Consider the following 20,166-nt stretch of genomic DNA (forward strand, 5'->3'; position numbering starts at 1 on the left):
AACAGCAGCTACGCCGGCGCCTCCCAGACCTTCGCCGACGGCGCCAAGGCCAACCTCAACGCCACCCTCAAGAACAACAACGCCTCCCACCGCATCGGCGACGGCGGGGCCGGGGGGAGCTGCACGACGGACGGCACCAACACGAGGCTGCCCTCGACGATCCTCGTGTACCGCACCTCGCTCGGACGGGTCGACCGGGTGGACTTCAAGACCTACGTCAAGAACGTCCTGCCCAACGAGTGGGTCAGCTCCTGGCCCTCGGCCTCGCTCGACGCCGGCGCCACCGCCGTCAAGAGCTACGCCTGGTACTGGGCGCTGCACTCGACCCGGAAGACCCCGTCCGGTGCGTGCTACGACGTCCGGGACGACACCGGCGACCAGGTCTACCGTCCGGGGTCGTCCGTCGCCTCGACGAGCGCCGCGGTCGACCGCACGTGGTCGGTGCGGATGACCCGCGACGGGTCCGTGCTGCGAGCCCACTACTGCGCCACCTCCACGGCGTGCTCCGCGTGGGTGACCGGTGACTGGCTGTCGCAGAACGGCTCCCGCGACATGGCGAACGCCGGCAAGGGCTACCGCGCCATCCTCACGTCCTACTACCGCGGGATCACCCTGTCCTGACCGGGCCCGCCCGGACCGGAGGCCTCCCCACCGCACGAGCGGTGGGGAGGCCTCCCCATCGACCTCCTCGCTCCCCGGGTGGCAGTCTCGCCACGCGTCGGTAGCCTCGGCCTCGGCGCACCGACGCCACCGGGACGAGGGGAGAGCCATCGTGACCGACGCCGACCGGGCCGCGCGCAGCGCGGCCGTCAGCGCCTTCGCCGAGCACCTGCGCGCGGTGCGCGAGGCGGCCGGCACCCCGTCCTACCGGGCGATGGCCGCGCGCTCGCGGGCCATCTCGCACACGACGCTGCACGAGGCCGTGCGGGGCCACCGGCTCCCGACGTGGGAGACGGTGCGCGAGTACGTCCGTGCCTGCGACGCGGATCTCGGGGCGACACGCACCGCGTGGGACGCGGCCCACCGCGTCCTCGCGCCCAGCTGCCCGGGGCAGGACCGGCCGGCTCCGGGCGCGGCGCAGCCCCCGGCGGACGCCGGGCCGCTCGTCGTCCCGGCGGTGGCGCCCGCGAGCGTCCCTACGGCGGACCCCGCGAGCGTCCCGACGGCGGACCCCGACGTCCCGGAGACCGACCCACCCGAGCCGGCCGCCCCCGGCGCGGCCCGGCGGGCGCTCACCCTGGCAGGCACCGCGGCCGCCGTGGCGCTCGTCGCCGCCGCCGTGTCGTCGATGACGAGCCCGGACGGGATGACCGGAGCCGGTGTCGAGCGGGCCGCCGCGCTCGGGTCCGGCGGACTCGCGGCGCTACTGCCGACCCCGGCGCGCTGCCCGGTCCAGCAGCCCAACCCGCCCGCCGCGGAGCCGGCGCACCCCGGTGACCTCGCGGTCTTCGTCGGGGACGCGACGCTCCCGGACTGCTCGGTCGTCGCGCCCCGCAGCACGACGACCAAGGTCTGGCGGCTGAAGAACGCCGGCACCCGGCCGTGGGTCGGCTACCGGCTGCAGCGCGTCGGTGGTCCAGCCGGGCCGGACGACTGCCAGACCATCACGCACGTCCCGGTGCCCGACACCGCGCCCGGTGCCGTCGTCGAGGTGGCGACCGCGGTCACCGCACCGGCCGCCGGCACCTTCTGCATCGGGCGGTTCAAGCTGACCGACGCCGAGGGCGCCGTCGCCTTCCCGGGCAGCCGCCCCGTCACCTACCAGCTGGTCGTGCGCTGACGTCCCGGCTCAGGAGCGCGGCGGGGGGACCTCGCGGCCGTGCCGCCGCTCGACGGGCACGTCCATCTGCGCGGTGAGGGCCGCCCAGACGGCGCGCGGCGCCTCGCCCGCGTCGAGGGCCTGCTGCGCGGTGCGGCCCCCCAGCGCGGTGAGGTGCTGGTTGTTCGCGAGCGAGCGCGCGTAGCCCTCGCCGAACTCCTCGGCCATGAGCTCCCAGAACCTCGAGTGACGCATCCGCCGATCGTAGGCGGCGCGTCCCGCGGCCGGTGCGGGCGGCCCGTCCCGCGACGGCATACTGGCGCCATGCGCCTCATCACCGCCGACGGGGTCCTCCCCTCGCTCGCCCGTGTCCACGAGCCCTCGCAGCCGCCCGTCCGGGTCGGGCTGGTCCAGCACGCCTGGGACGAGGACGCCGACCGGCTGCGCGCCACGCTCCTCGACGGCGTCCGCACCGCCGCCGACGCCGGGGCGCAGGTCGTCTTCCTCCCCGAGCTCACCCTCTCTCGCTACCCGGCCGACACGCTGCCCACGGGCCGCCCCGACGCGACGGCCGAGTCGCTCGAGGACGGCCCGACCGTGGCCTTCGCCCGGGAGGCCGCGGCCGCCGCGGGCGTGCACGTGCACGCGAGCCTCTACGAGAAGGCGCCGGCGCCGGACGGCTCCGACGACGGCCTCGGCTTCAACACCGCCGTCCTCGTCGCGCCCGACGGCAGGCTCGTCGGCCGTACCCGCAAGACCCACATCCCCGTGACGGCCGGCTATTACGAGGACAAGTACTTCCGCGCCGGCCCGCCGCAGGACGCCTACCCCGTCTACGAGCTCGACGCCGTCGGCGGGATGCGCGTCGGCCTGCCGACGTGCTGGGACGAGTGGTTCCCCGAGGTCGCCCGCTCCTACGGCCTCGCCGGCGCCCAGGTCCTCGTCTACCCGACCGCGATCGGCTCCGAGCCCGACCACCCGGACTTCGACACCCAGCCGCTGTGGCAGCACACCATCGTCGGGCACGCCATCGCCAACGGAGTCTTCGTCGTCGTGCCCAACCGCTACGGCACCGAGGGCCTCATCACCTTCTACGGCTCGTCGTTCATCGCCGACCCCTACGGCCGGGTCCTCGTGCAGGCGCCGCGCGACGAGGCGGCCGTCCTCGTCGCCGACCTCGACCTCGCCCAGGGCCGGGACTGGATCGACCTCTTCCCCTTCCTCGCGACCCGCCGCCCCGACTCCTACGCGCCGCTCGCCGCCCCGATCCGGCCCGAGCACCGGCGGGAGGGCTGACCGTGGCCTGGCGGATGCCGCCGGAGTGGGCCCCGCACGAGCGCACGTGGATGGCCTGGCCGTCCTCGGGCTACACGCTCGGAGAGACGGACGCCGACGCCGACGAGGCCCGCGCGACGTGGGCCGACGTCGCGCTGGCCGTGTCGCGCTTCGAGCCGGTCACCGTCGTCGTCGACCCCGCGGCCGTCGCCGTGGCGCGGCACTGGCTCGACGAGGGCCGCCACGGCCGCTACCGCGTCGACCTGCTCGAGGCACCGCTGGACGACGCGTGGATGCGTGACATCGGTCCCACGTTCGTCCGCGACGACGACGGCACGCTCGGCGCGGTCGACTGGGTCTTCAACGGCTGGGGTGCGCAGGAGTGGGCGACCTGGGAGCACGACGCGCGCATCGGGACGTTCGTCGCCGGGCGGGCCGGGGCCGAGCGGGTCGGCTCCGACCTCGTCAACGAGGGAGGCGGCCTGCACGTCGACGGCGAGGGCACCGTCCTGCTCACCGAGACCGTGCAGCTCGACCCCGGCCGCAACCCCGGGCTGTCGCGGGCCGACGTGGAGGCCGAGATGGCGCGCACGATCGGGGCGACGCGCTGCGTCTGGCTGCCGCGCGGCCTGACCCGCGACTACGACGAGTTCGGCACCCGCGGCCACGTCGACATCGTCGCGGCCTTCGCCGCGCCCGGGACGGTCCTGCTGCACTGGCAGGACGACCCGGCGCACCCCGACCACGAGGTGTCGGTCGAGCTCGAGGGCCTCCTGTCGTCGTCGACGGACGCCGCGGGACGCACCCTCGAGGTCGTCCGGGTGCCCGCGCCGCGGACGCTCGAGGACGAGGAGGGCTGGGTCGACTGGTCCTACATCAACCACCTCGTCGTCAACGGCGGCGTCGTGGCCTGCGCCTTCGACGACCCGCGCGACGACGAGGCGCTCGGCGTGCTCGGGCAGGCCTACCCGGGCCGCACGGTCGTCGGCGTCGACGCGCGCCCGCTGTTCGCGCGCGGCGGCGGCATCCACTGCATCACGCAGCAGCAGCCGGCGGGCTGAGCACGCCGCGGGGGTGCCGACTGTCGGTCCGGCGTGCCAGAGTGCCGGGCACCGACCGAGAAGGCCACCGATGTCCCGCACCCGCGTCCACAGCTTCGCCGTCTCCCTCGACGGCTTCGGCTCCGGGGAGCCGCAGTCGCTCGAGGCGCCGTTCGGCCACGCCGGGCAGCGCCTCCACACGTGGATGTTCGCGACCCGCTTCTGGGGGCCGGACGGCTCGTCCGGTGTCGACGACGCCCTCGCGCAGCAGCACTCGGTCGGCATCGGCGCCGAGATCATGGGCTCGCACAAGTTCGGGCCGCCCGGCTGGCAGGACGACCCGGCCTGGCGCGGCTGGTGGGGTGAGGACCCGCCGTTCCACACCCCGACGTTCGTCCTGACCCACCGGCCGCGCCCCCCGCTCGAGATGGCCGGCGGCACGACCTTCCACTTCCTCGACGCCCCGGTCGCCGAGGCGCTCGAGGTCGCCCGGGAGGCCGCCGACGGGCTCGACGTGCGGGTGGGCGGTGGGGCGACGGTGGTCCGGGACTTCCTGGCGGCCGGGCTCGTCGACCACGCGCACGTCGTCCAGGTCCCGATCCTCCTCGGGCGCGGGGTGCGGCTCTGGGACGGGCTCGAGTCGCTCGAGGACACGTACGCCATCGAGGTGGTCGCCTCGCCGAGCGGCGTGGTGCACCTGCTGCTGGACCGTCGGGACTGACGTCGTGGGCACGACGCTCCGGCCGGTGCGGGACGAGGACCACGACGCCCTCTTCGCGTGGCAGCGCGACCCGCCGGCCGTGCGGATGGCCGCGTTCACCCGTGAGGACCCGGACGACCGGGCCGCCTTCGACGCGCACCAGCACCGCGTCCGGGCCGACCCCGCCGTCCGGCACCGGGCCATCGAGCGCGACGGCGTGCTCGTGGGCACCGTGGCCGCGTTCACCGTCGAGGGCGAGCGCGAGGTCACTTCCTGGGTCGACCCCGCGCGCTGGGGCGAGGGCATCGCGTCGGAGGCGCTGCGGCTGCTGCTCGCGGAGGAGCTGCAGCGGCCGGTCCACGGGCGGGTGGCCGCCGACAACGTCGCGTCACGCAGCGTGCTGGAGCGCAACGGCTTCCGCGTCGTCGGCGAGGACGCGGGCTGGGCCGCCGGCCGCCGGGCGGAGGTCGCCGAGCTGGTCCTGCGCCTCGACGGCTGACCCGGGGGCCGGGCCGTCGAGGCGCAGGACCTCGGCCTCAGCGGTGGCGGGCCGCCAGCTGCACGCCCTCCGGGGCGAGTCGCGGCGCCGCGACCTTGTCGACACTCTTCGCCAGCGCCGGTGCCGGGGCGGCCTCCATCGTGCCCGCCACGTCGATGACGAGGTTGGTCGACCCGACGCGGTTGTGCACCGAGAAGTCGTAGTCGGTGCCTATGTCGGTGAACGTCATGTTCGACACCAGCTGGCCCGCGGCGGGGTTGAGGTTGCTCACCGTCGGCCGCGTGTAGTCGGCGTTCCAGAGCGTGAGGACCGTGGTCGTCGTGGGCTTGTTCGCGGTCGTGTTCGTGACGAGCGCCATCGTGTCCGTGGTCGTGATCGACGACGGCGTGGTGACCGTGCGGGTGCCGTTGGACGGGATCGCCGAGGAGATCCCCTGACCGGTCTTGGTGTTGACGATGCGCGTCGGGCCCGGGAGCGCGCGGTAGCGCCACGTGTCGGTCAGCGTGTTGTCGTCGTAGATCCCGACGAGGTCGACGACGACGTGGGCGCTGCCGCCGGAGGTGTTGAGGATTCCGATGACCGGGGTGGTCGGGTCCGCGCACTCGCTGCCGCACGCCCGCGTCGGCACCACGGCCATGTTGGGCACGGTCTTGCCCTTCGTGAAGTTGAGCGTGGAGGTGCCCGGGATGGCGTTCTCGTCACCGTTCCAGGCGGTGAGGTAGCCCGCGGAGGACGGAGAGACGACCGTGACGTTGACCGCGAACGCCCGGACGTGCGGGTTGACGGCCGTCGTGAAGTCGGCGCCGGTGCTCAGGTAGTAGCCGGCCGGCAGCGGGTCGTTCGTCGTGCGGGTGTCGAGGATGCGCGAGGGGTCCACGCCCGCGTAGCCGCCGTACGACTTCGTGGCCGTGCTCGTGTTCGCGTGGTAGTACCCGACGACGTCGGCGACGACGTGCGCGTTGCCCGCGTAGTTGAAGACCCGGACCTTGCCCCCGCTGCCGAGCTTGACCGTGACGAGGTTGGCCCCCGTCCACCCCTTGTTGAAGTTGACCGACGAGGCGGTCGGCCGGCTGGAGCCGGTCGGGTAGATCGTCACGTAGCCCTCGCTGCTCGGCGAGACGACGGTGACGTTGAGGATCACCGACGACGTCCCGCTCGTGGGCACGCCACCACGCGTGCTCACCTGGAGGTCGACGTAGCGGCCGGCCCCGAGCGGGGTCGTCGTCGTGACGCCGATCTTCTTGCGGGTGTCGAGCAGGCGGGCCGGCTTGAGCGGCGTGTAGGCCCCCGTCGGGCCCGCGACGGCGCTGGCCGCCGGGACCGGGGCCACCGCCTCGGCGGGTCCGGTGCTGACCCCGAGGGCCATCAGGATGGCGGCAGGCAGGATGGCGGCAAGGCGTTGCATGGGTCCCCTCGAGCAGATGTGTCCGATGCGCGGGATCGTACGCCGCGGGGTGCGACCCGGCATCCGTTCCGGAGAATCCGTCCACGGCGCAGGGTCGTGGACGCCGCGGGACCGCCCTCGTGTCGGTGCCGGGTGAGAGGGTGTGGAGCACATGCCTGCCGACGTCCTCGACCGCTTCTCCCCCGCCACCGCCGCCTGGTTCCGCGGGAGCTTCAGCGCGCCCACGGCGGCGCAGGAGGGCGCCTGGGAGGCGGTGAGCAGCGGGCACCACGCGCTCGTCGTCGCGCCCACCGGCTCCGGCAAGACGCTCTCGGCGTTCCTCTGGGCGCTCGACCGCCTCGCCTCGGAGCCGGTGCCCGAGGAGCGGCTCAAGCGGTGCCGGGTCCTCTACGTCTCCCCGATGAAGGCGCTCGCCGTCGACGTCGAGCGCAACCTGCGCAGCCCGCTCGTCGGCATCCGGCACGCGGCGACCCGGCTCGGACTGCCGGAACCGGACATCACGGTGGCGGTGCGCTCCGGCGACACCCCGGCCGACGAGCGGCGCGCCTTCGCCCGCAGCCCGTCCGACGTGCTCATCACGACGCCCGAGTCGCTCTTCCTGCTCCTGACCTCCGCCGCGCGCGAGGCGCTGGCCGGGGTGGAGACGGTCGTCCTCGACGAGGTCCACGCCCTCGCCGGCACCAAGCGCGGCGCGCACCTCGCCCTCTCGCTGGAGCGCCTCGACGGGCTGCTCGAGCGGCCGGCGCAGCGCATCGGCCTGTCCGCCACGGTGCGTCCGGTCGAGGAGGTGGCGCGCTACCTCGCCGGCGGACGCCCCGTCGACATCGTCCAGCCGCCGTCGACCAAGGAGTGGGACCTCAAGGTCGTCGTGCCGGTCCCCGACATGAGCGAGCTCGGGCAGCCGACCGGCGACCTCGCGGGCGCGGCCTCCGGGCAGGAGCAGCGCGCGAGCATCTGGCCGCACGTCGAGGAGCGGATCGTCGACCTCGTCGCCGACCACACCTCGACCCTCGTCTTCTCCAACAGCCGGCGCCTGGCCGAGCGGCTCACGACGCGGCTCAACGAGATCTGGGAGGAGCGCGTCGAGGCCGCCGACGGGGCCGACGAGGTGGGGGCGGAGGGCGCGACGCCGCGGCCGGCGGTCCTCAAGGCCGCGCCGGCGCAGGTGATGGCCCAGTCCGGTCAGTCCGCCGGCGCCGCACCGGTGCTCGCGCGCGCGCACCACGGCTCGGTCAGCAAGGAGCAGCGCGGCCAGATCGAGGAGGAGCTGAAGTCCGGCCGCCTGCCCGCGGTCGTCGCCACGAGCAGCCTCGAGCTCGGCATCGACATGGGCGCCGTCGACCTCGTCGTGCAGGTCGAGTCGCCGCCGTCGGTCGCCTCCGGGCTGCAGCGCGTCGGGCGCGCCGGCCACCAGGTCGGCGCCGTCTCCCGCGGCGTGCTCTTCCCGAAGTTCCGCGGCGACCTCGTGCAGACCGCCGTCGTCGTCGAACGGATGCTCTCGGGCAGCATCGAGGCGCTCCACGTGCCGCAGACGCCCCTCGACGTGCTCGCCCAGCAGGTCGTCGCGATGTGCGCGCTCGACGAGTGGACGGTCGACGACGTCCTCGCCCTCGCCCGTCGCTCCGCGCCGTACGCGACGCTCACCCGGCCGGTCCTCGAGTCGGTCCTCGACATGCTCGCGGGTCGCTACCCCAGCGAGGACTTCGCCGAGCTGCGCGCCCGCATCACCTGGGACCGGCTGTCCGACACGCTGACCGGTCGCCGTGGCGCGCAGCGGCTCGCCGTCACCTCCGGCGGCACCATCCCCGACCGCGGGCTCTACGCCGTCTTCCTCGCGACGGGTGAGGGGCCGGGCCGGCGGGTCGGCGAGCTCGACGAGGAGATGGTCTACGAGTCACGGGTCGGTGACCTCTTCACGCTCGGCACGAGCACCTGGCGGATCGAGGACATCACCCACGACCGCGTGCTCGTCACACCGGCGCCGGGCCTGCCCGGCCGGCTGCCGTTCTGGAAGGGCGACTCCCTCGGGCGCCCCGCCGAGCTCGGCCGTGCCGTCGGCGAGTTCGTCCGCGAGGTCGAGGCCCTCTCCCCCACCGCCGCCCGCGAGCGCGTCATGGCGGCCGGGCTCGACGAGTGGGCGGCCGACAACCTCCTCACCTACCTGCGCGAGCAGCGCGAGGCCACGGGCCACGTCCCCGACGACCGCACCGTCGTCGTCGAGCGCTTCCGCGACGAGCTCGGCGACTGGCGCATCGCCGTGCACTCCCCCTTCGGCGCGCAGGTGCACGCACCGTGGGCGCTCGCCCTGTCGGCGCGGATGCGCGACCGCTTCGGCGTCGACGTGCAGGCGATGCACGGCGACGACGGCATCGTCCTGCGGCTGCCCGACCTCGAGTTCGACGACGTCGAGGGCATCGACCGGCGCAGCGTCGGCCGTGAGCTGCTCGACCTCGTGACCCTCGACCCCGACGACGTGCGCGGCATCGTCACCGACGAGATCGGCGGCTCCGCCCTGTTCGCGAGCCGGTTCCGCGAGTGCGCCGCCCGCGCCCTCCTGCTGCCCCGCCGCCGGCCCGACCGGCGCCAGCCGCTGTGGCAGCAGCGCCAGCGCGCCTCGCAGCTCCTCGAGGTCGCGAGCCGGTTCCCGACCTTCCCGATCGTCCTCGAGGCCGTGCGCGAGTGCGTCCAGGACGTCTTCGACGTGCCCGGGCTCGTCGAGCTCATGCGCGACGTCGCCGGGCGCAAGGTCACCGTCGTCGAGGTCGAGTCGAGCACGCCGTCGCCCTTCGCGAAGTCGCTGCTGTTCGGCTACGTCGCGCAGTTCCTCTACGAGGGCGACACCCCGCTCGCCGAGCGCCGGGCCGCGGCGCTGGCCCTCGACCCCTCGCTCCTCGCCGAGCTCCTGGGCGGCTCCGAGGGGCTCGCGCTGCGCGACCTCCTCGACGCCGAGCAGGTCGCCCGCACCGAGGCCGAGCTGCAGCGCCTGACGCCCGAGCGCGCCGCCCGCGACGGTGACGACGTCCTCGACCTGCTGCGCGTCCTCGGCCCGCTGTCCGTCGACGGCGTGCTCCAGCGCTGTCGCGAGGGCGTCACCGGCGCCGACGTCGAGGGCTGGCTCGCCGACCTCGCCGCCGCCCGCCAGGCGATCCCGGTGCGCGTGGCCGGCGAGGACCGCTGGGCCGCCATCGACGACGCCTCCCGGCTGCGCGACGCCCTCGGGGCCTCGCTCCCACCGGGTGTGCCGCAGACCTTCCTCGAGCCGGTCACCGACCCCCTCGGCGACCTCGTCGCGCGCTACGCCCGCACCCACGCGCCCTTCCACGCCTCCGAGGTCGCCCGGGCCTACGGCATCGGGGTCGCCGTGGCCGCGCAGACCCTCGCCCGGCTCGTCTCCTCGGGGCGTGTCGTCGAGGGCGAGCTCCTGCCGACCGGCGGCGGCTCCACCGAGTTCTGCGACGCCGAGGTCCTGCGGATGCTCCGCCGGCGCTCGCTCGCGGCGCTGCGCGCCGAGGTCGAGCCGGTCACGCCCGACGCCTTCGGGCGCTTCCTCGGCGAGTGGCAGGGCATCGGTGGGCGACTGCGTGGGCGCGACGGCGTCCTGCGGGCCGTCGAGCAGCTGAGCGGTGCGGTCCTGCCCGCGAGCGCCGTCGAGTCGCTCGTCCTGCCCGCCCGCGTCGCCGACTACACCCCGGCCCTGCTCGACGAGCTGATGGCCGGGGGCGAGGTGCTGTGGTGCGGCCACGGCTCCCTCCCCGGCGACGACGGCTGGGTGTCGCTGCACCTCGCCGACTCCGCGCACCTCACGCTGCCCGGCCCGGACCCGGAGCGGGTGCCGACCGAGCAGGGCATCGCCGTCCTCGACCTCCTCGCCGGTGGCGGCGCCCACTTCTTCCGGGGCCTCTCCGACCAGGTCGGCAGCACCGACGACGAGGCGCTCGCCACGACCCTCTGGGACCTCGTCTGGTCCGGCCGCGTCACCGGCGACACCTTCGCCCCCGTGCGCGCCGTGCTCGCGGGCGGCCGGACGGCGCACAAGCGCAGCACGCCCGCGCCGCGTCGCACCCGGTACGGCAGCCGCCGTGGTCCGCTCGGGGCGCTGGGGTCCGCCCCGTCGCGGCCGGCCTTCCCGGCGCGCTCCGGCCCCGCCCGGGTGACCGGTCGGTGGGCGCTGCTGCCGCCGGCCGACGCCGACCCGACGCTGCGCGCGCTCGCGACCGCCGAGCTGCTGCTCGACCGGCACGGCATCGTCACCCGCGGCGCGGTGGCCGCCGAGGAGGTCCCCGGCGGCTTCGCCGGCGTCTACCGGGTGCTCGGCAAGGCCGAGGAGAGCGGCCGCGTGCGGCGCGGCTACTTCGTCGAGGGGCTCGGCGCGTCGCAGTTCGGCACCTCGGGCGCGGTCGACCGGCTCCGCGCCGGCACCGGTCCGGCGGGCGGTGAGAAGCGGGGCGATCCCACGACGGTCGTCCTCGCGGCGAGCGACCCGGCCAACCCCTACGGCGCGGCCCTGCCGTGGCCGGACCGGGTCGCCGAGCCGTCCGACGGCGAGGGCGACGACAAGCGGCGCCGGCACCAGCCGGGGCGCAAGGCCGGGGCGGTCGTCGTCCTCGTCGACGGCGTCCTCGCGCTCTACGTCGAGCGCGGCGGCAAGACGCTGCTCACCTTCGCCGACGACCCGGCCGTCCTCGCCCTCGCCGCCTCGGCCCTGGCCGACGCCGTCCGGCGGGGCCACCTCGGACGGATCACCGTCGAGAAGGCCGACGGCGGGCAGCTCCTCGGCTCCGACCACCCCGTCGTCTCGGCGCTCGAGGCCGCCGGGTTCCACCTCACCCCCCGCGGTCTGCGGATGCGGCGGTGATCGTCGATGCCCGAGGGTGACACCGTCCACCGGACGGCCGACCGGCTGCACCGCGCCCTCGCCGGCCGCGTCGTGACGCACGCCGAGCTGCGCTGGCCCTCGGCCCCGGACGTCGACCTGCGCGGGGCGACCACGCTCGAGGTCGTGGCCCGCGGCAAGCACGTCCTCCAGCGCTTCGACACCGGCTCGACCCTCCACACGCACCTGCGGATGGAGGGCCAGTGGCGCGTCGAGCACCCCGGCCCGCGCACCGAGCGCACGCTGCGTCGGCAGGACCTGCGCGCCGCCGTGCTCACCGACGAGTGGTCCGGCTTCGGGCTGCGCCTCGGGATGCTCGACCTCGTGCCGACGGCCCGCGAGTCCGACCTCGTCGGTCACCTCGGCCCGGACGTCCTCGGCCCCGACTGGGACCCCGACCTCGCCCGCGACCACGTGCTCGCCCATCCGCGCACGCTCGTCGAGGCGCTCCTCGACCAGCGCACCCTCGCCGGGGTCGGGACCTTCTGGGCCAGCGAGCTGCTCTTCATCGAGCGGCTGTTCCCGTGGCAGCCGGCCGCCGAGGCCGACCCCGACCGGCTCGACCGGATGCTCGCCCGGCTGCACCGGCTCATGGCGGCGGCCGAGCGGACCGGGTGGCAGGGCAGCACCGGCATCCAACGGGCCGGCGAGGAGGCCTACGTCCACGCCCGCTCGGGCCGACCCTGCCGCCGCTGCGGCAGCACCGTGCGCGTCGCGATGGCCGGCGTGCCTCCTCGGGAGCGGACGATCTTCTCGTGCCCGACGTGCCAGGGCGGTCTCGCCCCCACCGACGACGGCCGCCCCCAGCGCCCCCTCGGCAGCACCCCGGGCCCGCGCGGCGCCTACCGCCGCCGCACCCCCTGATCCACAAGCCTCCACCACCCCACGAGCCCCCGCCGCCCCACGAGCCCCCGCGGCCTCACGAGCCCCCAACGCCTCCACTTTTCGGGGTCACCCCGAAATGTCCACGAGACCCCGGCTCGGAACCGGCGTGTCGCGGACGTCCCCCTGTGTCGCGCCCTGCCGGTGCCCCCTCGCCGCGCCGGTGCCAGCTCGCCGTGCCGGGGTGATCCCGCCGAGACGGTGCCGGCTCGCCGTGCCGGGGTGCCATGACACCTCGGCGCCGCGAGGTCGGGCCGGCAGGGTGAGGTCGGGACCGGGGCTCAGGCCGCGGAGGCGGAGACCTCGTCGGCGGCGATGGCCGGCGCGACGGGCAGGGTGACCGGGGCGGTCATCGTCTCGACGTGGGCGACGCGGTCGCGCACGAGGGAGAGCAGCTCGGAGAGGGTCATCCCGAGGCCGTCGCAGACCGAGGCGAGCAGCTCGGAGGAGGCCTCCTTGGTGCCGCGCTCGATCTCGCTGAGGTAGCCGAGCGAGACCGCCGAGGACTTGGCGACGTCGCGCAGCGTCCGCTTCTGCGCGGTGCGCACCTCGCGGAGCACCTCGCCCAGCTCATGGCGGAGCAGGATCACGGTGCCTCCTCTCGGGACGTCAGCTCGTCGGTGGTCGCCCTACGGTACCGCGCCGGGGCCTCGTCGGCAGGGAGGTTCCGGACGGTCCCGACCTCGTGGACGAGCCGAGGCGTGAGGCTCGTGGCCCGGGCCCGCGGCCGGTCCTCGGAGAACGCGCGCTCCCCCACGGCTGTTCCCGCCGGCCGCGCCGCCCCCGTCATGATCACCGCGAGGCTCCCCCGGACCGTCGCGCCGCGCGCTCGGCGCGCTTGCGCACCGCGCGCTCGCTCGTGCGCCGCAGCCGCAGGGCCTGGACGAGGTAGTCGACCCCGGTGACGACGGTGACGACGACAGCGGCCCCGAGCAGGGTCCACGACAGGGCGTCCCAGAAGCCGCTGAAGGGCAGCGTCCAGCGCGGCCAGAGGAAGAAGCCGATGCCGAAGGTCTGCAGCAGCGTCTTGACCTTGCCGCCGCGCCCCGCGGCCATGACGCCGTGCCGGATGACCCAGAAGCGGATCGCGGTGATGCCCCACTCGCGCACCAGGACGAGCACGGTGACCCACCACATGACCTCGCCGACGCTCGAGAGGCCGACGAGGGCCATCGTCACGAGCGCCTTGTCGGCGATCGGGTCGACGACCTTGCCGAAGTTCGTCACGAGGCCGCGGCTGCGCGCGAGGTCGCCGTCGATGCGGTCGGTGATCATCGCGACCGCGAAGACCCCGAAGGCCGCCCAGCGGTAGGCCGGGTCCTCGCCGCCGTGCGTGAGCAGCAGCCAGCCGAAGACCGGGACGAGGGCGAGGCGCAGCACCGTGAGGTAGTTGGCGATGTTCCACGCGCTCGGGCCGGTCTCGGGCACGACCGGGCTCGCGGGGTCGATGCCGACGCGGTAGGGGTCGCTCATCCGCCCGTCGGCGAGCGGCCCGGGCCGCACGGGGCGTGGCGGGCGGGGGGTGGGTTCGCTCATCGCGGCTCCACCAGCAGGTCGACTCCCTCCGCCCCCACGACGACGCCCTCGACGAAGGACCCGACGGCGGGCAGCGCACCGTCGGTCATCCGCACGTGGCACACCCCGTCGACGTCCGGCCCCTGGTGGTCGGCCCGGCCGACGACGACCAGGGCGTCGTCCTCGTCGTGCTCCTCGACGAGGACGGTGACGGGCTCCCCGACGCGCTCGAGGGCGCGCTGCGCGGTCAGCTCCTCGACGAGGGCGGAGACGCGCTCGACCCGCTCGGCGACGACGTCCTGCGGCAGGTGGCCGTCGAGGGTCTCGCCCTCGGTGCCGTCCTCGTCCGAGTAGCCGAACACGCCGACGACGTCGAGCCGGGCCGCGGTGAGGAAGCGCTCGAGCTCCTCGACGTCGGCCTCGGTCTCGCCCGGGAACCCGACGATGACGTTGCTGCGGGCGCCGGCGAGCGGCTGACGTGCGCGCACGCCCTCGAGCAGCCCGAGGAAGGGCTCGGTGCCGCCGAAGCGGCGCATCCGGCGCAGCAGCGGGGTCGAGGCGTGCTGGAAGGACAGGTCGTACCAGGGCGAGACGCCGGGCGTCGCGGCCATCGTCTCGAGCAGGCCGGGGCGCACCTCGGCCGGCTGGAGGTACGACACGCGGACGCGCTCGACGCCGTCGATGGCCGTGAGCTCGGGGAGGATCGACTCCAACAGCGTGAGGTCGCCGAGGTCCTTGCCGTACGACGTCGAGTTCTCGCTGACGAGGAACAGCTCGCGCACGCCCTGCCCGGCGAGCCAGCGCGCCTCGGCGAGGACGTCGGTGGGCCGGCGCGACACGAACGAGCCGCGGAACATCGGGATGGCGCAGAAGGCACAGCGACGGTCGCAGCCGCTCGCGATCTTCAGCGGCGCCCACGGGGCCGACCCGAGGCGCGAGCGGACGACCTCGGCGTCGTGCCCGGGCAGCGCCACGCTGTCGGACGCCGCAGGGCGCTCGACCGGCGAGAGCGGCAGCAGGCGACGGCGGTCGGTCGGGACGTGGGACTGGGGGCGGCTGCCGGCGAGGATGCCCTGGAGGTGGGTCGACATGTCGGCGTAGGAGTCGAACCCGAGCACCGCGTCGGCGTCCGGCAGCTCGTCGGCGAGGGTGCGCCCGTAGCGCTCGGCGAGGCACCCGACGGCGACGACGGCCTGGGTGCGCCCGGTCTCCTTGAGGTCGGCCGCCTCGAGGAGTGTGTCGATGGAGTCCTTCTTCGCCTGCTCGACGAAGCCGCACGTGTTGACGAGGGCGACATCGGCGTCGGCGGCGTCGTCGACGAGGGTCCACCCGTCGGCCGCGAGCCGGCCGGCGAGCTCCTCCGAGTCGACCTCGTTGCGGGTACAGCCGAGGGTCACGAGCGCGACGCTGCCGCGGGTCGCACTGGTCGTCATGCCGCCACTCTAGTTGCGCCGGGTCGGCCCCTCGGGCACCCCCGGTAGGGTCGCGCGCATGCTCGAGCACACGCAGGCCCGCATCGCCGCGCTGCTCGCGGACCACCCGGTCCTCGACGGCCACAACGACCTGCCCTGGGAGGCCCGCGAGCGGGTCGGCTACGACTGGGAGCGCCTCGACCTCGCGGCCGGCGGGCTCCCCACCCACACCGACCTCCCGCGGCTGCGCGAAGGCGGGGTCGGCGCCCAGTTCTGGTCGGTCTTCGTCCCCGCCGAGCTCCAGGGCGACGCCGCCGTCGCGGCCACGCTCGAGCAGGTCGACGCCGTGCACGAGATGGTCCGACGCCACCCCGGTGACCTTGCCCTCGCGACGACCCGCGCCGAGGTCGAGCAGGCCCTCGCGACCGGCCGCATCGCCTCCCTCATGGGCGCCGAGGGCGGGCACAGCATCGACTCCTCGCTCGGTACCCTCCGGATGCTCTTCGCCCTCGGCGTCCGGTACATGACGCTCACCCACAACGACAACGTGCCGTGGGCGGACTCCGCCACCGACGAGGCGGTGCTCGGCGGTCTCTCGGCGTTCGGCCGCGAGGTCGTCCGCGAGATGAACCGGCTCGGGATGCTCGTCGACCTCAGCCACGTCTCGGCCGACACCATGCGTGACGCGCTGGAGGTCACCGAGGCGCCCGTCGTCTTCTCGCACTCGTCGGCGCTCGCCGTCTGCGACCACCCCCGCAACGTCCCCGACGACGTCCTCGAGCGCCTGCCCGGCAACGGCGGCGTCTGCATGGTGACGTTCGTGCCCAAGTTCGTCTCCCCCGCCGTGCGCGAGTGGGACCTCGAGGCCGCCGATGCCGCAGCGGCCGAGGGCATCTCGTCGTCCGACTTCGTCGCCTACACCGCGTTCACCGCCGCCCGCCGCCGGACCCACCCGGCCCCCGCGGCCACGGTCGACGACGTCGTGGCGCACTGCGAGCACGTGCGCGAGGTCGCCGGCGTCGAGCACATCGGCCTCGGGGGCGACTACGACGGCGTCGACGTGCAGCCGGCGGGCCTCGAGGACGTCAGCGGCTACCCCCGGCTGCTCGCCGCCCTCGCCGAGCGCGGGTGGAGCGACGCCGACCTCGGCGCCCTCACGAGCGGCAACGCCCTGCGCGTCCTCGGGGAGGCGCAGGAGCGCGCCGGCGAGATCGCCGCGACCCGCGGCCCCGGCCTGGCGCGGATCGAGGTCCTCGACGGGGTCGCCGTCTGAGCGACGGGGACGCCCCGGGCGCAGCAGGTCAGGGGCGGTTGCGCATCACCGTCAGCGCGACGAGCCGCGAGATGACCATCGCGACGTAGAGCACGCCGCCGAGCTGCTCGATGGTGCTCACGGCGCGGGCCTCGGGCTTGACCGCGACGACGTCGGAGAGGCCGACGCTCGTCAGCTGGGCCGCCGAGAGGTAGATCAGCTCGAGGAAGGTACGACGATCGGACTCCGCGTGCCCGATGAACGAGCCGGGCCAGATCTCCTGGATCGCGAGGAAGACGTAGGCGAACGCGAAGACGAGCACCGTGAAGGCGGCGCCGACGGCGAAGAGCTCGTCCTTGGTCACCCAGGAGTCCTCGAACATGTACGAGATGAGCGCGTACGCCGTGTAGAAGTAGAAGAGCGCGAGCACCGAGTGCGCGAACACCAGCACGGAGCCGGTGTCGTCGACGAGGCTCCAGATCTCGAGCACGGCCGCGGGCAGGGCGAGGGTCGCCGAGAGCCACGTGAGCGCCGGCGTGCTGCGCACGGTGAAGACGGCGGTGACGAGCGCGGCGAGGCTGAGCAGCGAGATGACGGCGCGTCCGCCCTCGGTGTCCTCGAGGAAGGGCAGCAGGAGGATGACGAGGATCTGCACCGCGAGGAGCATGGCCGAGGGCTGCTTGCGCAGCGTCGCCTTCCACCGCTCCCACGTCGACGGCGGCTCCCGCAGCTCCTCCCAGGTCGAGGTCATGGGAGCACGGTAGCCGGGCGGCGACCGCGGCCGGTCACCGGCGGCCCGTCAGCTCCCAGGCGTCCTCGCCGTCGTCGTCACCGTCGTGGTACTCGACGGCCGCCGGGTAGCGGTCGAGGTCGTCGGCCACCGCGTCGCCGCCGTAGCGGACGACCGGCACCTCCGCCGTGTCGTCCTCGGGGACGGCGTGGCCGGCGGCCGCGGCGGACGCCAGCGTGTGCGCGTCCCCGTCCATCGCTTCGCCGTCGAACGGCACGTCCGCGTCCGGCACGTCCTCGCCGCGCAGCAGCGCGAGCGTGGTCGGCAGGTCGTCGGCCTTGACGAGCACGTCGCGCGCCTTCGAGCCCTCCGAGGGCCCGACGACGCCGCGCGACTCGAGGAGGTCCATGAGGCGCCCGGCCTTGGCGAACCCGACGCGCAGCTTGCGCTGGAGCATCGAGGTCGAGCCGAACTGCGTCGTGACGACGAGCTCGGTCGCCTGGAGCAGGAGGTCGAGGTCGTCGCCGATGTCGTCGTCGACCTGCTTCTTCGGCGCGGCGACGACGACGTCGTCGCGGTAGCGGGGCTTGAGCTGCTCGGTGACGTGCGTGACGACGGCGTGGATCTCGGACTCGGTGACCCACGCGCCCTGGACGCGCATCGGCTTGCTCGCACCCATCGGAAGGAAGAGCGCGTCACCCTGGCCGATGAGCTTCTCGGCGCCCGGCTGGTCGAGAACGACGCGGCTGTCGGCGAGCGAGGAGGTCGCGAAGGCCATCCGCGAGGGAACGTTGGCCTTGATGAGGCCGGTGACGACGTCGACCGAAGGGCGCTGGGTCGCGAGGACGAGGTGGATGCCCGCCGCGCGCGCCAGCTGGGTGATGCGGACGATCGACTCCTCGACGTCGCGCGGCGCGACCATCATGAGGTCGGCGAGCTCGTCGACGATGACCAGCAGGTACGGGTAGGGCGTGATGACCCGCTCCGACCCCGGCAGCGGCTTGACCTTGCCGGCACGGACCGCCTTGTTGAAGTCGTCGACGTGCTTGAACCCGAACGCCGCGAGGTCGTCGTAGCGGGTGTCCATCTCGCGCACGACCCACTGGAGGGCCTCGGCGGCCTTCTTCGGGTTGGTGATGATCGGCGTGATGAGGTGCGGGATGCCCTCGTAGGCGGTCAGCTCCACGCGCTTGGGGTCGACGAGGACCATCCGGACCTCGTCGGGGGTCGAGCGCATGAGGATCGAGGTGATCATCGAGTTGACGAAGCTCGACTTGCCCGCGCCCGTGGCGCCCGCGACGAGCAGGTGCGGCATCTTCGCGAGGTTGGCGATGACGTAGCCGCCCTCGACGTCCTTGCCGACGCCCATGACCATCGGGTGCTCGGACCCGCGCGCGACCTGGCTGCGCAGGACGTCGCCGAGGCTGACCTTCTCGCGGTCGGTGTTGGGGATCTCGATGCCGATCGCCGACTTGCCGGGGATCGGGGACAGGATGCGCACGTCGGCGCTGGCGACGGCGTAGGCGATGTTCTTCGAGAGGGCCGTGACTCGCTCGACCTTGATGCCCGGGCCGAGCTCGACCTCGTAGCGGGTGACGGTCGGGCCACGGGTGAAGCCGGTGACCTGCGCGTCGATGTCGAACTGGTCGAGGACGGTCGTCAGCGACTCGACGACGCGGTCGTTGGCCGCGCTGCGCGCCTTGTGCGGGCTGCCCGGCTCGAGGACGCCCGAGTCCGGCAGCGTGTAGGTGATGTCGCCGGCGAGCGAGAGCTGCTCGACGCGCGGGGGCAGCTGCGCGGTGGGCGGCGCCTCGAGCGGGGCCTTGGCCTGGACCTGCCGGGCGAGCGCCTCCGCCGCGGCCGGCGGGGCCGTCTGCGAGGACGCGGCGGCGGGCTCCGGGGCGGACGATGGGCGCTTCTGCCCGGGACGCAGCCGCTTGCCGGTGCGCGGGTCGACGACCGCGGCCTGCTCGAACGCCTCGTCGCCGTGCATGGAGGCCTCGGCGTCGGCGAGCTCACGGGCGGTGCGGCGGCGGCGCGTCGCCTTCGGGGCCGGCTCGGGCTCGGGCTCGGCGTCGGGGTGGTGGCCGGTCAGGCGGTCCATCGCCCCGCGCAGGCGCTCGGGCACCTGGTGCAGCGGGGTCGCGGTGAGGACGAGGAGGGAGAACAGGCCGAGGAGGAGCAGCAGCGGGACGGTGCCGTAGACCGACACGGCCGCCTCGAGCGGGCTCGAGGCGAGGAAGCCGATGATGCCGCCGGCCGCGCGCATCCCGTCGGCGCCCTCGGGCGGGGTCGGGATGCCGGCGGAGACGTGGACGAGGCCGCAGGCGGCGAAGGCGAGCGCGGTGGTGCCGACGGCTGCGCGGGAGGTCGACTCCTCCTCGCGCGGCGCCCGCAGCACCCGGATGCCGAAGGCGAGGAGCACGAGCGGGACGGCGTAGCCGACCTTGCCGAAGGTCCCGGCGACGACGGCGTGGACGATCGTGCCGACGGCGCCCGGCATCCCCCACCACTCGCGGGCGGCGACGACGACCGACAGCGCGACGAGCAGGAAGCCCACGCCGTCGCGGCGGTGCTCCGGCTCGAGGTCCCGCCCGGCGTCACCGACCGTGCGCGCGACGGCGCCGGTGGCGTGGGCCAGGCCCATCCACGTGGTCTGGGCGGCGCGCAGCGGCAGCGGCAGCCCGCCCGAGCGCGCGGGTCGCTTGGCCGCCGTCCGGGGGCTCGCCGCCTTCTTCCGCGTCGCGGGGCGCGTGCTGCCACCCCGGGAGCGGGAGGTGGGGGACGTACGTGTCGCCATGGTCGCAGGCTACGCGAGCGTCAC

The 20,166-nt window shown here is 74.7% G+C and carries 16 protein-coding genes; 9 read left to right on the top strand and 7 right to left on the bottom strand.

Annotated elements, in window-relative coordinates; all coding sequences use genetic code 11:
- Positions 1-621: SpoIID/LytB domain-containing protein (locus IG69_RS20900; protein ID WP_245616098.1), on the top strand; the 621-nt coding region annotated here is incomplete at its 5' end.
- A 151-nt stretch (positions 622-772) separates the two neighbouring features.
- Positions 773-1,780, top strand: a complete 1,008-nt coding sequence (locus IG69_RS20905) for an NBR1-Ig-like domain-containing protein (protein WP_051750303.1) — start codon at positions 773-775, stop codon at positions 1,778-1,780.
- A gap of 9 nt (positions 1,781-1,789) precedes the next feature.
- Here IG69_RS20905 and IG69_RS0106295 read toward each other — a convergent pair whose 3' ends face one another.
- Positions 1,790-2,014 carry a DUF3046 domain-containing protein gene (locus IG69_RS0106295; protein ID WP_030527319.1) on the bottom strand — a complete coding sequence of 75 codons (225 nt, stop codon included), beginning with the start codon at positions 2,012-2,014 and terminating at the stop codon, positions 1,790-1,792.
- 69 nt (positions 2,015-2,083) lie between these two features.
- Here IG69_RS0106295 and IG69_RS0106300 point away from each other — a divergent pair, with 69 nt between their 5' ends.
- From IG69_RS0106300 to IG69_RS0106315, 4 genes are all read left to right on the top strand, one after another.
- The gene (locus IG69_RS0106300) at positions 2,084-3,055 is read left to right on the top strand and encodes a nitrilase-related carbon-nitrogen hydrolase (protein WP_030527320.1); all 972 of its coding nucleotides are present in this window, start codon (positions 2,084-2,086) and stop codon (positions 3,053-3,055) included.
- 14 nt (positions 3,056-3,069) lie between these two features.
- Positions 3,070-4,095 carry an agmatine deiminase family protein gene (locus IG69_RS0106305; protein WP_207023033.1) on the top strand — a complete coding sequence of 342 codons (1,026 nt, stop codon included), beginning with the start codon at positions 3,070-3,072 and terminating at the stop codon, positions 4,093-4,095.
- A 70-nt stretch (positions 4,096-4,165) separates the two neighbouring features.
- On the top strand, positions 4,166-4,795 hold the full coding sequence (locus tag IG69_RS0106310; RefSeq protein WP_030527322.1) for a dihydrofolate reductase family protein: 630 nt from the start codon (positions 4,166-4,168) through the stop codon (positions 4,793-4,795).
- A gap of 4 nt (positions 4,796-4,799) precedes the next feature.
- Positions 4,800-5,273, top strand: coding sequence for a GNAT family N-acetyltransferase (locus IG69_RS0106315; RefSeq protein WP_030527323.1), 474 nt, complete (start codon positions 4,800-4,802; stop codon positions 5,271-5,273).
- Positions 5,274-5,310: 37 nt separating this feature from the next.
- Here IG69_RS0106315 and IG69_RS0106320 read toward each other — a convergent pair whose 3' ends face one another.
- Entirely contained in the window at positions 5,311-6,678 is a 1,368-nt protein-coding gene (locus tag IG69_RS0106320; RefSeq protein ID WP_030527324.1) for a hypothetical protein, read from the bottom strand.
- Positions 6,679-6,829: 151 nt separating this feature from the next.
- Between IG69_RS0106320 and IG69_RS0106325 the strand changes: the two genes are divergently transcribed.
- A complete protein-coding gene (locus IG69_RS0106325; RefSeq protein ID WP_030527325.1) occupies positions 6,830-11,533 on the top strand; it encodes an ATP-dependent helicase in 4,704 nt (1,567 codons plus the stop codon).
- Between the two features lie 6 nt (positions 11,534-11,539).
- Positions 11,540-12,415 carry a DNA-formamidopyrimidine glycosylase family protein gene (locus IG69_RS0106330; RefSeq protein ID WP_036829345.1) on the top strand — a complete coding sequence of 292 codons (876 nt, stop codon included), beginning with the start codon at positions 11,540-11,542 and terminating at the stop codon, positions 12,413-12,415.
- Between the two features lie 299 nt (positions 12,416-12,714).
- On the opposite strand, the gene IG69_RS0106335 is transcribed toward IG69_RS0106330, so the two are convergent.
- The 3 genes from IG69_RS0106335 to rimO all read right to left on the bottom strand — a co-directional run bounded on the left by IG69_RS0106335 (position 12,715) and on the right by rimO (position 15,381).
- Entirely contained in the window at positions 12,715-13,023 is a 309-nt protein-coding gene (locus IG69_RS0106335; RefSeq protein WP_030527327.1) for a helix-turn-helix domain-containing protein, read from the bottom strand.
- 202 nt (positions 13,024-13,225) lie between these two features.
- Positions 13,226-13,969, bottom strand: a complete 744-nt coding sequence (gene pgsA, locus IG69_RS0106345) for a CDP-diacylglycerol--glycerol-3-phosphate 3-phosphatidyltransferase (RefSeq protein WP_084696631.1) — start codon at positions 13,967-13,969, stop codon at positions 13,226-13,228.
- Positions 13,966-15,381 carry a 30S ribosomal protein S12 methylthiotransferase RimO gene (gene rimO / locus IG69_RS0106350; RefSeq protein WP_030527330.1) on the bottom strand — a complete coding sequence of 472 codons (1,416 nt, stop codon included), beginning with the start codon at positions 15,379-15,381 and terminating at the stop codon, positions 13,966-13,968. Before rimO ends, pgsA begins: the two co-directional genes overlap by 4 nt.
- Positions 15,382-15,439: 58 nt before the next feature.
- On the opposite strand from rimO, the gene IG69_RS0106355 reads away from it, so the two are divergent.
- Positions 15,440-16,633 carry a dipeptidase gene (locus IG69_RS0106355; RefSeq protein WP_030527331.1) on the top strand — a complete coding sequence of 398 codons (1,194 nt, stop codon included), beginning with the start codon at positions 15,440-15,442 and terminating at the stop codon, positions 16,631-16,633.
- Positions 16,634-16,661: 28 nt separating this feature from the next.
- On the opposite strand, the gene IG69_RS0106360 is transcribed toward IG69_RS0106355, so the two are convergent.
- Positions 16,662-17,363, bottom strand: coding sequence for an ion channel (locus IG69_RS0106360; RefSeq protein WP_051750304.1), 702 nt, complete (start codon positions 17,361-17,363; stop codon positions 16,662-16,664).
- Positions 17,364-17,397: 34 nt separating this feature from the next.
- The gene (locus tag IG69_RS0106365; protein WP_084696632.1) at positions 17,398-20,142 is read right to left on the bottom strand and encodes an FtsK/SpoIIIE family DNA translocase; all 2,745 of its coding nucleotides are present in this window, start codon (positions 20,140-20,142) and stop codon (positions 17,398-17,400) included.
- Positions 20,143-20,166: the final 24 nt, after the last annotated feature.

The organism is Phycicoccus jejuensis (assembly GCF_000720925.1).
Taxonomy (GTDB): domain Bacteria; phylum Actinomycetota; class Actinomycetes; order Actinomycetales; family Dermatophilaceae; genus Phycicoccus; species Phycicoccus jejuensis.

Bases quoted from the DNA above. Each gene is read 5' to 3' on its own strand.
- IG69_RS0106295 (WP_030527319.1), bottom strand. From the start codon at position 2,014: ATGCGTCACTCGAGGTTCTGGGAGCTCATGGCCGAGGAGTTCGGCGAG.
- IG69_RS0106300 (WP_030527320.1), top strand. From the start codon at position 2,084: ATGCGCCTCATCACCGCCGACGGGGTCCTCCCCTCGCTCGCCCGTGTC.
- IG69_RS0106305 (WP_207023033.1), top strand. From the start codon at position 3,070: ATGCCGCCGGAGTGGGCCCCGCACGAGCGCACGTGGATGGCCTGGCCG.
- IG69_RS0106310 (WP_030527322.1), top strand. From the start codon at position 4,166: ATGTCCCGCACCCGCGTCCACAGCTTCGCCGTCTCCCTCGACGGCTTC.
- IG69_RS0106320 (WP_030527324.1), bottom strand. From the start codon at position 6,678: ATGCAACGCCTTGCCGCCATCCTGCCTGCCGCCATCCTGATGGCCCTC.
- IG69_RS0106325 (WP_030527325.1), top strand. From the start codon at position 6,830: ATGCCTGCCGACGTCCTCGACCGCTTCTCCCCCGCCACCGCCGCCTGG.
- IG69_RS0106330 (WP_036829345.1), top strand. From the start codon at position 11,540: ATGCCCGAGGGTGACACCGTCCACCGGACGGCCGACCGGCTGCACCGC.
- pgsA (WP_084696631.1), bottom strand. From the start codon at position 13,969: ATGAGCGAACCCACCCCCCGCCCGCCACGCCCCGTGCGGCCCGGGCCG.
- rimO (WP_030527330.1), bottom strand. From the start codon at position 15,381: ATGACGACCAGTGCGACCCGCGGCAGCGTCGCGCTCGTGACCCTCGGC.
- IG69_RS0106355 (WP_030527331.1), top strand. From the start codon at position 15,440: ATGCTCGAGCACACGCAGGCCCGCATCGCCGCGCTGCTCGCGGACCAC.
- IG69_RS0106360 (WP_051750304.1), bottom strand. From the start codon at position 17,363: ATGACCTCGACCTGGGAGGAGCTGCGGGAGCCGCCGTCGACGTGGGAG.
- IG69_RS0106365 (WP_084696632.1), bottom strand. From the start codon at position 20,142: ATGGCGACACGTACGTCCCCCACCTCCCGCTCCCGGGGTGGCAGCACG.